The 12,934-nt window shown below is 71.5% G+C and carries 10 protein-coding genes and 2 riboswitches; of the genes, 4 read left to right on the top strand and 6 right to left on the bottom strand.

The features are described from left to right. The 4 genes from nadC to ACTU3I_RS15390 are packed head-to-tail and all read right to left on the bottom strand — an operon-like array spanning position 1 to position 4,578. Complete coding sequence (gene nadC / locus ACTU3I_RS15405) at positions 1 to 870, bottom strand: carboxylating nicotinate-nucleotide diphosphorylase (RefSeq protein WP_442926593.1); 870 nt, start codon at positions 868 to 870, stop codon at positions 1 to 3. Further along, positions 864 to 2,465, bottom strand: a complete 1,602-nt coding sequence (gene nadB / locus ACTU3I_RS15400; protein ID WP_442926592.1) for an L-aspartate oxidase — start codon at positions 2,463 to 2,465, stop codon at positions 864 to 866. Before nadB ends, nadC begins: the two co-directional genes overlap by 7 nt. Further along, positions 2,462 to 3,811, bottom strand: coding sequence for a quinolinate synthase NadA (nadA, locus tag ACTU3I_RS15395; protein WP_442926591.1), 1,350 nt, complete (start codon positions 3,809 to 3,811; stop codon positions 2,462 to 2,464). The genes nadB and nadA overlap by 4 nt, the downstream gene beginning before the upstream one ends. Positions 3,812 to 3,822: 11 nt before the next feature. Further along, complete coding sequence (locus ACTU3I_RS15390) at positions 3,823 to 4,578, bottom strand: NUDIX hydrolase (RefSeq protein WP_442926590.1); 756 nt, start codon at positions 4,576 to 4,578, stop codon at positions 3,823 to 3,825. A gap of 99 nt (positions 4,579 to 4,677) precedes the next feature. On the opposite strand from ACTU3I_RS15390, the gene ACTU3I_RS15385 reads away from it, so the two are divergent. From ACTU3I_RS15385 to gcvP, 4 genes are all read left to right on the top strand, one after another. After that, positions 4,678 to 5,850, top strand: coding sequence for a MarP family serine protease (locus ACTU3I_RS15385; protein ID WP_442926589.1), 1,173 nt, complete (start codon positions 4,678 to 4,680; stop codon positions 5,848 to 5,850). A gap of 63 nt (positions 5,851 to 5,913) precedes the next feature. Continuing rightward, positions 5,914 to 6,002: riboswitch (glycine riboswitch) on the top strand. A 1-nt stretch (position 6,003) separates the two neighbouring features. Beyond that, a riboswitch (glycine riboswitch) is annotated at positions 6,004 to 6,114 on the top strand. 49 nt (positions 6,115 to 6,163) lie between these two features. Next, a complete protein-coding gene (gene gcvT / locus ACTU3I_RS15380) occupies positions 6,164 to 7,279 on the top strand; it encodes a glycine cleavage system aminomethyltransferase GcvT (RefSeq protein ID WP_442926588.1) in 1,116 nt (371 codons plus the stop codon). Beyond that, complete coding sequence (gene gcvH / locus ACTU3I_RS15375) at positions 7,276 to 7,656, top strand: glycine cleavage system protein GcvH (RefSeq protein ID WP_442926587.1); 381 nt, start codon at positions 7,276 to 7,278, stop codon at positions 7,654 to 7,656. Before gcvT ends, gcvH begins: the two co-directional genes overlap by 4 nt. Positions 7,657 to 7,715: 59 nt before the next feature. Further along, positions 7,716 to 10,610, top strand: coding sequence for an aminomethyl-transferring glycine dehydrogenase (gene gcvP / locus ACTU3I_RS15370; protein ID WP_442926830.1), 2,895 nt, complete (start codon positions 7,716 to 7,718; stop codon positions 10,608 to 10,610). 130 nt (positions 10,611 to 10,740) lie between these two features. On the opposite strand, the gene ACTU3I_RS15365 is transcribed toward gcvP, so the two are convergent. Then, positions 10,741 to 11,718, bottom strand: a complete 978-nt coding sequence (locus ACTU3I_RS15365; RefSeq protein WP_442926586.1) for a hypothetical protein — start codon at positions 11,716 to 11,718, stop codon at positions 10,741 to 10,743. A gap of 194 nt (positions 11,719 to 11,912) precedes the next feature. Then, positions 11,913 to 12,761: a CPBP family intramembrane glutamic endopeptidase gene (locus ACTU3I_RS15360; protein ID WP_442926585.1), complete on the bottom strand. Its 849-nt coding sequence runs from the start codon at positions 12,759 to 12,761 to the stop codon at positions 11,913 to 11,915. Between the last annotated feature and the right edge of the window lie 173 nt (positions 12,762 to 12,934).

The following is a 12,934-nucleotide window of genomic DNA, read 5'->3' as shown; positions in this document are numbered from 1 at the left end:
TCACCGGGGAACGGACTCCGCGTCGATCCCGATGTCCAGCCCCAAGTCCAGCGCGCGGGCGGAGTGGGTGAGAGCCCCGACCGAGATGACATCGACCCCTGTCTCGGCGATGGCGCGCACCGTCTCCAGCGTGACGCCGCCGGAGGCGTCGACGAGAGCCTGCCCCGCGATCCGCTCCACGCCGGCGCGAAGATCGTCGAGCGAGAAGTTGTCGAGCATGACGGTGCCCACCCCCGCCGCGAGGACGGCGTCGATCTGGTCCAGACGATCCACCTCTACCTCGACGTGCGTGGTATGCGGCAGCTGGGCGATCGCCCCCTGCAGGGCGGCGGTGACCGACACGCCCTTCTGCGCGAGCACGGCGAGGTGGTTGTCCTTGGCCATGACCGCGTCCGAGAGCGAGAACCGGTGGTTGTGGCCCCCGCCCATGCGCACCGCGTGCCGTTCGAAGGCGCGCAGGCCCGGCGTCGTCTTGCGGGTGTCGGCGATCCGCGCGCCGGTGTGCGCGACCTCGGCGACGTACTGCGCGGTGAGCGTGGAGATGCCCGACATGCGCTGGACGAAGTTCAGCGCGACTCGCTCCGCCGTCAGAACGCCGCGCGCCGGCCCGATCACAGTGGCCAGGCGCTCGCCGGGGAGGAAGTATGCGCCGTCTTCGACGTGGAGCTGCACGTCTATGCGCGGATCGGTCAGGACGAAGGCGGCCGCGAAGACCTCCCCGCCGCTGAACACCCCCGACTCGCGCGCGACGAGATCCGCGCGCGCGACCGCGCTCTCGACGAGGAGCGTCTCGCTCGTGAGATCGCCCCACGGCGCATCCTCCTCCAGGGCAGCGGCGACGACCCGCTCGATGACGGTGCGGGTCAGCATGCCGCCGCCTCGACGGCTTCGACGGCGGGGGAGGCATCTGGCGCCGCGAATCCCGCTTCCCTTTCGATCGAGGGATCCCCCTCAAGGGCCTCGTCGGAGCGGAAGTGCGCCCCGACCGAGAGGGTGCGGGCGAGGGCCGCGGCGACGACGGCGCGCGCGACGAGGAGCAGATTCGCGTCCTCGTGCTCCCGCAGCGTGCGCGGTGCCGGCAGGTCGGCCGACCACCCGGCGAGCACGTCGGCCGCGCGGCGCAGCCCGGCTCCGGTGCGCTCGAGTCCGGCATCCGTCCACATCAGCCGCTGCAGCGCGGCCCGCGAGAACGCCGTGCCGAACGCAGGCGATTCGCCCGCAACAGGAGAATCCGAGCCCGATCGTCCTGTTTCCGGCGATTCTCCTGCTGCGGGCGCGGGCCATGCACCGGATGCCGCGTCGACGACCACTGCGTCACCGGCCCGCGCCCCGAAGACCGCTGCCTCCAGCAGCGAGTTCGAGGCGAGACGGTTCGCGCCGTGCACGCCCGTGGCCGCCACCTCGCCCACGGCGTAGAGGCCGGGCACGCTCGTCCGGCCATCGAGGTCGGTGACGACGCCGCCCATCAGATAGTGCGCCGCCGGGGTGACGGGGATCGGATCGACAGCCCAGTCGAACCCGCGCTCGCGGACCACGCGATCGATCGTCGGGAAGCGCCCGGCGAGGTGAGCGGCCCCGATGGCAGTGGCATCCAGATGCACCGGGCGCCCGCCCTGCGCCGCCATCGCGCGCGCGATCGCCCGCGCCACGACGTCGCGAGGGGCGAGCTCGCCGTCGGGGTGCGCATCGAACGCGAAACGCCGCCCTTCGTCGTCGATCAGCACCGCGCCCTCGCCGCGAACGGCCTCCGACACGAGGAATGAGTCGCCCGCGGCGAGCACGGTCGGATGGAACTGGACGAACTCGAGGTCGCTCACCGCTGCGCCGGCCCGCATCGCCGCGGCCAGGCCGTCGCCGGTGGCGACCTCCGGGTTGGTGGTGTGCGCATAGAGCTGCCCCGCTCCACCCGTCGCGAGGATCACGGCGTCGGCGTCGACGGTTCGCTCACCCGAATCGGTGAGCAGGCGCACGCCGCGCACTCGGCCCTGGTCGGTGACGAGATCGGCCAGGAACGCGTGCTCGAGCACGGTCGCGCCACTGGTGCGGAGCGCGGCGACGAGCGCGCGCTCGATCTCCGCGCCGGTGGCGTCCCCGCCGGCGTGGAGGATCCGCGCGGCGGAGTGCGCGGCCTCGCGCCCACGGCTCAGCTCGCCGTCGGCAGCGCGGTCGAACGCGACGCCGCGCGCGATGAGCTCGCGGATGCGCGCCGGGGCCTCGGTCACCAGCGTCCGCACGGCGACCTCGTCGGCGAGCCCCGCCGCCGCGGTGAGGGTGTCGCGGATGTGATCCTCGACGCGGTCGTCCCCTCCGAGTACCGCGGCGATCCCGCCCTGCGCGAAGCGGGTGTTGGAGTCGGTGAGCGTGCCCTTCGTGACGATCGTCACCGCGCATCCGCTCTCGGCGGCGTGCAGCGCGGCCAGGAGCCCCGCGATGCCGCTTCCGACGACGATCACCGACGTGTTCATGACGCCTGCTCCCATGCCGCGGCCGGCGCTGCCGGAGGCTTGGCCGCCAGCATCCGCTCGAGGGCGAGGGTGGCCGGCTCGGCGACGGTCGAGGGCACCGTGATGCGGTTCACGACCTCGCCGGCGACGAGCGACTCGAGGATCCACGCGAGGTAGCCCGGGTGGATGCGGTACATCGTCGAGCAGGGGCACACGACCGGGTCGAGGCAGAAGATCTCGTGCTGCGGATGCTCCGCAGCCAGGCGCTGCACGAGGTTGACCTCCGTGCCGATCGCGAAGGTCGTGGGCTCGGAGGCCGCCTCGATCGCCTTGCGGATGTAATCGGTCGAGCCCGACTCGTCTGCTGCGTCGACGACGTCCATCGGGCACTCGGGGTGCACGATCACGCGGACGCCAGGGTGCTCGGCGCGCGCCTTCTCGATCTGGTCGACGCTGAAGCGGCGGTGCACCGAGCAGAAGCCGTGCCACAGGATCACGCGGCTGTCCTCGAGCGTCGCCTCGTCGTTGCCGCCGAGGGGGCGCCGCGGGTTCCACATCGGCATCTGCTCGAGCGGCACGCCCATCGCCTTGGCGGTGTTGCGGCCGAGGTGCTGGTCGGGGAAGAACAGCACGCGGCGGCCGCGCTCGAACGCCCACTCCAGGACGGTCCGCGCGTTCGAGGACGTGCAGACGATGCCGCCGTGGCGGCCCACGAAGCCCTTGATCGCGGCGGAGGAGTTCATGTACGTGACCGGGATCACCGGGACCAGGCCCTCGGCGTCGGGCGTGTCCAGGTCGCCGTAGACCTCTTCGAGCTGCTCCCAGCACTCCTCGACCTGGTCGATGTCGGCCATGTCGGCCATCGAGCACCCGGCCGCCAGGTTCGGCAGGATCACGGCCTGCTCCGGCCGCGAGAGCAGATCGGCGGTCTCCGCCATGAAGTGCACACCGCAGAACACGATCGCCTCGGCGTGCGGGTGGGCTTTGGCGGCGTTCGCGAGCTGGAACGAGTCGCCGACGTAATCGGCGTGGCGCACCACCTCTTCGCGCTGGTAGAAGTGGCCGAGCACGACGACTCGGTCGCCGAGCGTCGCCTTGGCGGCGCGGATGCGCTCGTCCAGGTCATCGGCGGATGCCTCGCGGTAGGCCGCGGGGAGCTCGCCCTGCCGAGGAGAGCCGGTGGGGATGACATCGCCCATCGAGGCGCCCGGTCCGTAGCCCGGGCGGGTGTCGAAGTTCCAGGGACCGGCGGCCAGGTCGGTCGTACAGGTCGCCGACGTCGACGCTCCGGCGACGATCGCCTGGATCTCGTGGTCGACCGAGGGATCGGTCGGCCGAGGCTGCAGCAGAACGGATGTGGCGGGCATGGGAGTTCCGATCAGTCGTGCGTTCGGGTACGAGGACGCGCCGCGGAGGGCGCCGGAGTGCGAAGCGGGCCGCGCTCGGCCAGCTCGACGTCGCGGTTGTAGCGGTACAGGCGGGCGGGCCGGTGGCTGCCGGTACGGAAGCGGTCGGTGGGGATGAGGGTGTCGGAGCTGTCGACCTGGCGGCGGAAGTTCGCCGGGTCGAGGCGGCGGCCGAGGATCGCCTCGTAGACCTCGCGCAGATCGGCCAGCGTGAACGCATCCGGCAGCAGCCCGTGTGCGATGCGGCTGTACCCGACCTTGTTGCGCAGGCGCCACAGCGCGTAGGCGACGATCTCGTTGTGATCGAAGGCGAGCGGCGGAAGCGACGCGGCGTCGAACCACTCGACGTTCTCGGGGGTGTCGCCGGATGCCGCCGACGCGGCGACCTGCGCGTCGACGTCGTCCGAGCGCAGCAGCGCCCAGTAGACGATCGACACGACGCGGCTGGGCGAGCGGTCGACGGCGCCGAACGCGTACAGCTGCTCGAGGTAGCTCGGCGCGAGACCGGTGGTCTCGCGGAGGGTCCGCGAGGCTGCGTTCTCGAGCTCCTCCGTCGCGTCGAGCCATCCGCCCGGGAGCGCCCAGCGCCCCTCGAACGGGTCGCGCGTCCGACGAACGAGCGGGATCACCACGCGCGAGATGTCCTCGCCGGCGCTGCGGCGCAGGCTGAAGATCACCGTCGAGACGGCGACGCGGACGGGGCCCGCTTCAGCGATGGTTTGTGTCATGGTGACCTTTACTCCGCCACCATCATAGTGTCGTGGTGACTCGAAGGGCAAACGCCGCGCGCGGGCGCCTTCTCAGCCACGCGCCGTAGCGTGTCGGATGTGCTGCTGGTCGACATCGTCCTCCTCGTGATCCTCGCGCTCGCCGTGATCACCGGCGTCCGGCGCGGACTGCTGGCTAGCCTCGGGCTGTTCGTCGGACTGGCCCTCGGGGGCGTCGCGGCCTACTGGCTCATGCCGCTCGTCGGCCTCTGGGTGCCGCTGCCGGGGTGGCGGACAGTGGCGGTCGTGGCGACGGGCATCCTCCTGCTGCTCCTGGGCGCCGCGGCGGGCTCGGCCGTCGGGCGCGTGCTGCGCCGCGGGGCGGACCGCATCCGGCTGCGGATCCCCGAGCGCATCCTCGGTGGTGCCGTGAGCCTCGTCGCCGCCGTCCTCGCCGTGTCGTTCGTCGGCGGCGCGCTGGCGGCCACGGGCACCCCCGGGATCTCCAGCGCCGTGGCCTCCTCGACCGTGCTGCGGACGATCGACGCCGCGACGCCGGCTCCGGTGCGGGCGGCGATCGCCGAGCTGCGGGGCTCGGTGTTCGACGAGGGTCTCCCCACACTCGGCCGGCTTCTGGAGCCGTCGATCCCGGCCGCCGCGCCGGATGTGGCTCTCGACGACCCCGCGCTCGCGCAGGCCGGGCGGTCGGTCGCCAAGATCACCGGAGTCGCCTACGCGTGCGGCATCACTGCGAGCGGGAGCGGGTTCGTCGTCGCGCCGGAGACCGTCATCACCAACGCGCACGTGGTGGCGGGAGTCTCGCAGCCCGTGGTCGAGCTCCCGGGTGACGTCGCTCGGGACGGACGCCTGGTCTACTTCGACCCCGTCGACGATCTCGCCGTGATCGCGGTGCCGGGCCTTCGTGCCGAACCGCTCGCCGTCTCACCCACGCTGGCGATCGGCGCGGGGGCTGTCGTGCAGGGATACCCGCACGGCGGACCCTTCACGTCCGGCGCTGCCCAGGTGCTCTCGGTGGGCGTCGTCGGCGTCCCCGACATCTATGAGTCGACGTCGGTGCCACGGGAGATCTACGCCCTCGCTGCCCGGGTGCAGCCGGGGAACTCCGGCGGGCCGCTCCTGACCCCCGACGGGAAGGTCGCGGGAGTGGTGTTCGCGCGCTCGGACGCGGGAGAAGAGGTCGGATATGCGATGACGCCGGCCGAGCTGACACCTGTGCTCGACCAGATCGACACGCTCGACGCCGTCGTCGATGCCGGCTCCTGCACGCGGTGACCGCGCGCTAAGCTGGCCGCGGAGTGCTGCTGTTCGCACGCCGATTCCAACTGAACATCGGCCACGACCCTCGCGGGAGAGCCCCGGTTCCCGGGCACCGAAGGAGCAAGCCTCCCCGCCAATCTCTCAGGTCCGCGTACCGCGCGGGTTTGGCCACTCTGAAAAGCGATCCGGATGCTGCGGCGACCGGATCCGCCGACGGTGAAAGTCGCGGCATCCGCTCGGGTGCCGTTGCGAAGCTCTCAGGCTCATGACAGAGGGGGAGTTCTCAGACACCGTCCGGTGTCTGCCCGACACGCGAACGGGAGAACTCATGACAGACCCCCGTACCACCCCGCTGCACGGGCGCCATGCCGCGCTCGGGGCATCATTCACCGATTTCGGCGGCTGGCTGATGCCCGTGCGGTACAGCTCCGACCTCGCCGAGCATCACGCCGTGCGACAGGCCGCCGGACTCTTCGACATCTCGCACATGGCGGAGTTCGACGTCCGCGGACCCGGCGCGGCCGCGTTTCTGGACTACGCGCTCGCCGGACGGCTGTCGGCACTCGTCGACGACCAGGCGAAGTACTCCCTCGTGCTCGCCGGAGACGGCGGCATCCTCGACGACGTCATCGTCTACCGGCACGCCGACGACCACTACCTGATCATCGCGAACGCGGGAAACCGCGAGGTCGTCGCGACAGCCTTCGCCGAGCGTGCCGATGGATTCGATGTCACCGTGACCGATGAGACCGAGAACACCGCGCTCCTCGCCGTGCAGGGCCCGCGCGCGGAGGAGATCCTCGGAGCGCTCCCCGGTCTGGGAGGCCATTCCGTGCCGCTCGCCGAGCAGAAGTACTACCGCATGGCGCACGCGACCTACACCCCTGCCGGTGGTGAGCCCGTGCCGGTGCACGTCGCGCGCACCGGGTACACCGGTGAAGACGGATTCGAACTCGTCGTCCCCGTCGCCGCGGCCGGCGCGCTGTGGGACGCGTTGCTGTCGGCGGGCGAGCCGCTCGGTCTCGTCCCCGCGGGCCTCGCCGCCCGCGACACGCTGCGCCTGGAGGCCGGCATGCCGCTGTACGGACACGAGCTGGGACGCAGCATCCGCCCCGCCCAGGCGGGACTCGGGCGGGTCGTGGTGGCCGACAAGGAGTCGTTCGTGGGCAAGGACGCGACGGCGGACCCGGATGCACCGGTGCTCGTGGGGCTCGTCTCCGACGGCCGCCGCGCCGGCCGCGCCGGATACGCCGTGCTCGCCGGCGACAAGGTCGTCGGCGAGATCACCAGCGGCGCGCTGAGCCCCACCCTCGGCCACCCCATTGCGATGGCCTTCGTCGCGCCGCGCGCATCCGCGCCCGGCACCGAGCTCGCCCTCGATGTGCGGGGCACCCGCATTCCCGCCACCGTGACCGCCCTGCCCTTCTACCGGAGGAAGAAATGACCGATCTCGATTCTCTTCAGTACACCGCCGAGCACGAGTGGATCGCTCTCGACGGTGACGTCGCCACCGTCGGCATCACCGACTTCGCCGCCGACAAGCTCGGCGATGTCGTGTTCGTCGACCTTCCCGCCGTCGACTCGGGGGTCACCGCCGGTCAGGTGTGCGGCGAGATCGAGTCGACGAAGTCGGTGGGCGAGCTGTACGCGCCGCTGGCCGGCGACGTCATCGCCGCCAACCAGGCCGTCGTCGACGATCCGTCACTGGTGAACTCCGACCCGTACGGTGAGGGATGGCTCGTGAAGATCCGCGTCTCTTCGGTGGCGGACGGCCTGCTCGACCGCGAGGCCTACGTCGCGCTCACGGGTGGCGAGGCGTGACCGGGTCGGCATCCTTCGCCGCCCGGCACATCGGCACCGATGCCGCCGCGCAGCGGCAGATGCTCGACGTGCTCGGGTACGACAGCGTCGACGCGCTCGTGCGCACCGCAGTGCCCGCCTCGATCCAGGCCCTCGAGCGTGCCACGAGCGACATCCCCCCGGCGGCGACGGAGGCCGAGGCGCTCGCGGAGCTGCGCGAGCTCGCCGCGCAGAACCGCACGGCACGCCCCATGATCGGACTCGGCTACTACGACACGTTCACGCCGTCGGTCATCGCGCGGAACGTGCTGGAGAACCCGTCGTGGTACACCGCCTACACGCCGTACCAGCCGGAGATCTCGCAGGGGCGCCTGGAGGCGCTCATCAACTTCCAGACGATGGTGAGCGACCTCACCGGTCTCGACACCGCCAACGCCTCCATGCTCGACGAATCCACCGCCGTCGTGGAGGGGATGCTGCTGGCCCGCCGCGGCTCGAAGTCGCGGTCGAACGTGTTCCTCGTCGACGCCGACACCTTCCCCCAGACGAAGGCGCTGCTGCGCCACCGTGCCGAGGCCGTGGGGATCGAGCTGCGCGAGGTCGATCTCGCGACCCTCCCGGGCGCTGGGCGAGCGCAGTCCGCTCCGGACCCTGAGCGAGCGCAGAGCGCTCCGGACGCTGAGCGAGCGCAGCGAGACGAAGGGGCGCCCGCGCTCGAGGCCTTCGGTGCCTTCATCCAGTACCCCGGCGCCACCGGTCGCGTGTGGGATCCGACCGAGGTGGTGCGCGCGGTGCATGACGCCGGCGGCCTCGTCGTCGCAGGCGCGGACCTGCTCGCCCTCACCCTCCTCCGCTCACCGGGGTCGTTCGGCGCCGATGTCGCGGTCGGCACCACCCAGCGCTTCGGAGTGCCGATGGGCTTCGGCGGCCCCCACGCCGGCTACATGGCCGTGCGCGCGGGGCTCGAGCGGCAGCTGCCCGGGCGCCTCGTGGGAGTGTCGCAGGACGCGGCGGGGCATCCGGCCTATCGGTTGTCGCTGCAGACCCGCGAGCAGCACATCCGCCGGGAGAAGGCGACGTCGAACATCTGCACCGCCCAGGTGCTGCTGGCCGTGATGGCCGCGATGTACGCGGTCTACCACGGCCCCGACGGTCTGCGGGCGATCGCCACCGACGTGGCCCGCAAGGCCGAGGCGCTCGCCGAGACGCTCCGCGGCTACGACCTGACGCTCTCCTCCGACGCGTTCTTCGACACGCTGCGCGTCTCGGTGCCCGGGCGCGCCGAGGACGTCGTCGCGCGTGCTCGCGACCGCGGCTACCAGCTCCTGTGGGTGGACGACGCGACGGTCGGCGTCTCGGTGGACGAGACTACGACCGGCGAAGACCTCGCGGCGGTGGCGGCGGCCTTCGGCGTCGTCGAGACGGGAGATCGGCGTCTCGACTACGCCGACGCGGAGCCGGTGCGCGGTGTCCCCGGGGAGCTGCTCCGCGCCGACGCGTATCTCACGCACCCGGTGTTCTCCTCGCACCGGAGCGAGACGGCGATGATGCGCTACCTCAAGCTCCTCGCCGACCGTGATTACGCGCTGGATCGGGGCATGATCCCGCTCGGATCGTGCACGATGAAGCTCAACGCCGCGACCGAGATGGCCGCGGTGTCGTGGCCCGAGTTCTCACGCGTGCATCCGTTCGCCCCCGAGGCCGACGTGCACGGCTACCTCGCGATGATCGAGCAGCTCGAGCGGTGGCTCGCCGAGGTGACCGGCTACGACGCGGTCTCGCTCCAGCCGAACGCGGGATCGCAGGGCGAGCTCGCCGGGCTCCTCGCCATCCGCGGATACCACCGTGCGAACGGCGACCTCGACCGTGTGGTGTGCCTCATCCCGTCTTCCGCACACGGCACGAACGCGGCATCCGCGGTTCTGGCGGGGATGCGGGTGGTCGTCGTCGCGTGCGACGACGCGGGGAACGTCGACCTCGACGACCTGCGCGCGAAGATCGCGGCGCACGCCGGCGAGCTCGCCGCGCTCATGATCACCTACCCGTCCACCCACGGGGTGTACGAGCACGACGTGGTCGAGATCACGCAGGCCGTGCACGACGCCGGCGGCCAGGTGTACGTCGACGGCGCGAACCTCAACGCGCTGCTCGGATACTCCCGCTTCGGCGACCTGGGCGGCGACGTGTCGCACCTGAATCTGCACAAGACCTTCGCCATCCCGCACGGCGGGGGCGGCCCGGGCGTCGGCCCGGTCGCGGCCAAGGCGCACCTCGTGCCGCACCTGCCGTCGCATCCGTTCTCGCAGCGCGCCGATCACGCCGGTGGGGTCTTCGACGGCGGGCCGGTCTCGGCGGCGCCTCATGGGTCGGCCGGCATCCTGCCGATCTCGTGGGCGTACGTGCGGATGATGGGCGCTGAGGGGCTGCGGGATGCCACCGCGTCCGCCGTCCTCGCCGCGAACTACATCGCCGCGCGGCTGCGGAACCATTTCCCGGTGCTGTACGCCGGCGAGGGAGGCCTCGTCGCGCACGAGTGCATCCTCGACCTCCGCCCGCTGCGGGAGGAGACCGGCGTCACGGTCGACGATGTGGCCAAGCGGCTCATCGACTACGGCTTCCACGCTCCCACCATGTCGTTCCCCGTCGCCGGAACGCTCATGGTCGAGCCGACCGAGTCGGAGGATCTCGGCGAGATCGAGCGCTTCATCGAGGCCATGGTCGCGATCCACGCCGAGGCGCACCGCGTCGCCGCGGGGGAGTGGCCGGCCGACGACAACCCGCTCGTCAACGCGCCGCACACTGCCGAGTCGGTGGTCGCGGGCGAGTGGACGCATCCCTACTCCCGCGAGACGGCGGTGTATCCCGTGCACGCGCTCGTTCGGACGAAGTACTGGCCGCCGGTGCGCCGCATCGACCAGGCCTACGGCGACCGCAACCTCGTCTGCGCCTGCCCGCCCGTGGAGGCCTTCGCCTAGGCCGCTCGTTCCCGCCTCCGCTCGCCCTCCCGGTCGCGCTCCCATTCCGCGAGACTCCATCTGCGCCACGAGACAGCAGCCGCCGCACGCTGTCTCGTGGCGCAGGTGCAGTCTCGCGGTCGGGGTGTGGTCACCGCGGGTGGCCGGAGTGCAGCGCGGCGCGGAGCGAGAAGAGCTCGTCCGTGCGCATCGCGCCGATCGGATGCAGGCCGGCCGCCCCGAGGATGCGGCGTAGCGTCATGGGCTCGAGGCACTCGTTCCAGCTCCACCGGGCGAGGTGATCCAGCGACCGACGCAGTTCGTCCTCGCGCTGCTTCTCCTGCCACACGACCTCCGCGGGATCACCGTATCGGCCGTCGTACTTGATGCGCCCGTCGGCCTCTGCGCCGACGCGCACCCGTGGCCAGTACATGTCGAGCTGGTACTCGCCCTGGGCGGTGGGGATCACGGCCTGGAGCTCAGGGCGCGGAAATCCGAGCCACTCGATCACGGCGCGGCTGACGGACTCCAGCGGTGTCTGGCTCCGTGCGTCGGCGCGATGAAGCGCCCACCGGGCTCTGCGGCGTCCTCGGCTGCTCGCCCGGGCCTCATTGCACGCGACGAGCTGCTCGACCGTGGCGAGCGGGTCCATCCGGAGCACCGCGTCAGCCACGGCGAGAGCCACCGCCGGATGCCGCGACCTGGCCGCGTCGACGGCCACCTCGGCGGGCGCCGTGACGAGGAGACCGCCGATGTCGACGATCGAGCGTGCGTCGACGGTGGTGTGCGTTCGCACGCCGGCGATCTCGCGCGAGGTCGAGGTGGCGCTGAGCACGTGGACGGCAGCCGGTTCGCCGAAGATCGGGAGCCCGAGGAGCGCGGCGGCGGATTCGAACGCGAAGACGGCGTCGGGCTGGATCATCGCCACGGCGTGCACGCGCGCCAGATACCGATCCCACGGTGCGAGTCGGTTCCAGGCTCCCGCGGGTGCGTAGACGCCGGGGCGCACGCTGACCAGCCGGCCGGCCCGCGCCTCCCGGTCCAGCCGCACGCCTGGGCTGTCGCGGGTCACCAGGAGGGGGATCGGGCACGGGGCGTAGTGCGGAGCGAGGGGCAGGACGGGAATCATGCCGCCCAGCATCCGACGGCGGGGCCGCTGCCGATCCCCGGTCGCAGCGGTCCGGTGGACAACGGCCGCATCCGATCGCCTGTGCAGGACGCGCTGGCTGTCAGCGACACTCCACCTGCGCCACGAGACTGCGTCCGGCGGCCGCAGTCTCGTGGCGCGCGTGCAGTCTCGGCGTGGGGGCGCCGTCCCGTGCGCTAGGACGTCGGGGAGGGAGTCGGGGAGGGGGACGGCGTGGAGGCGGGGGCGAAGACGGCGGGCCACAGCGCGGCGGCGAGGGGGTAACCGACGAAGGCGACGACGTCGAGCAGCGTGTGGGCGATCACCAGCGGCAGGATGCGGCCCCACCGCCGATAGCACCAGCCGAAGACGACGCCCATCACGAAGTTTCCGACGATCGCGCCGAAGCCCTGGTACGCGTGATACGCGCCGCGAAGTGCCGCCGTGGCGACGATGATGCTCCACCACGACCACCCGAGACGGCGCAGCCGATCGAAGAGATAGGCGAGGAAGATCACTTCCTCCGTGAGCCCCGCGCGGAGGGCGGAGAGGACGAGGAGCGGCACCACCCACCACGCGGTATCGAGAGGAGACGCCACGACCGCGATGTTGAGGCCCAATATGCGCGAAACGGCATACAGTCCAAGTCCCGGGATGCCGATCACCGCGGCGACCAGCGCGGCCCGGCCGAGATCGCTGCCGAACCGGCGGAAGTCCAAACCGATGCGTCGCAGGGCGTTCGCCCCGGGCTCCCACAGCAGGTAGACCACCAGCGCGACGATCGCCAGCGAGAAAGCGATGTTGAGGAAGCGGTAGACCACATCCCAGATCGCCTCGGCGTCGCGCGTCGGGTTGAGCTGCGTCTGCTGCTGCGACAACGGGGTCGTGCGCAGCGAGGCTCGGACGAGAGACAGGACAGAGTACAGCGCCGACTGCCCGACGCTCACGGCGAGGACGAGACCGATCTCCCACCGCAGCCGCGTGCGGGCAGACCGCCCGCCGGCGAGAGGTGGTTCGACGAAACCTCCGTCGAAAGGGGCGTTCATCGACGGCACGTTGTCAGATTGCCACATATTCCCGGTCCGGAGTTAAGGGTATGTAACGTTTTCCACAGGCCTTTTGACCAGCGATGGTCGTTTACCTATCGTTTCCGTATCCGTGCCCCCCGGACAGGATCGCTTTCGCGGCGCTTTTGCGTGGGCGGGCACATCACCCTTTG

It is taken from the genome of Microbacterium sp. RD1 (genome assembly GCF_052220165.1).
GTDB lineage: Bacteria > Actinomycetota > Actinomycetes > Actinomycetales > Microbacteriaceae > Microbacterium.
The sequence above is the reverse complement of the archived record's forward strand: the minus strand, read 5'-3'. Positions and strand labels throughout refer to the sequence as shown.

Coding starts and splice junctions, on each gene's coding strand:
- nadC (WP_442926593.1), bottom strand. CDS start 870: ATGCTGACCCGCACCGTCATCGAGCGGGTCGTCGCCGCTGCCCTGGAG.
- nadB (WP_442926592.1), bottom strand. CDS start 2,465: ATGAACACGTCGGTGATCGTCGTCGGAAGCGGCATCGCGGGGCTCCTG.
- nadA (WP_442926591.1), bottom strand. CDS start 3,811: ATGCCCGCCACATCCGTTCTGCTGCAGCCTCGGCCGACCGATCCCTCG.
- ACTU3I_RS15390 (WP_442926590.1), bottom strand. CDS start 4,578: ATGACACAAACCATCGCTGAAGCGGGCCCCGTCCGCGTCGCCGTCTCG.
- gcvT (WP_442926588.1), top strand. CDS start 6,164: ATGACAGACCCCCGTACCACCCCGCTGCACGGGCGCCATGCCGCGCTC.
- gcvH (WP_442926587.1), top strand. CDS start 7,276: ATGACCGATCTCGATTCTCTTCAGTACACCGCCGAGCACGAGTGGATC.
- gcvP (WP_442926830.1), top strand. CDS start 7,716: ATGCTCGACGTGCTCGGGTACGACAGCGTCGACGCGCTCGTGCGCACC.
- ACTU3I_RS15365 (WP_442926586.1), bottom strand. CDS start 11,718: ATGATTCCCGTCCTGCCCCTCGCTCCGCACTACGCCCCGTGCCCGATC.
- ACTU3I_RS15360 (WP_442926585.1), bottom strand. CDS start 12,761: ATGAACGCCCCTTTCGACGGAGGTTTCGTCGAACCACCTCTCGCCGGC.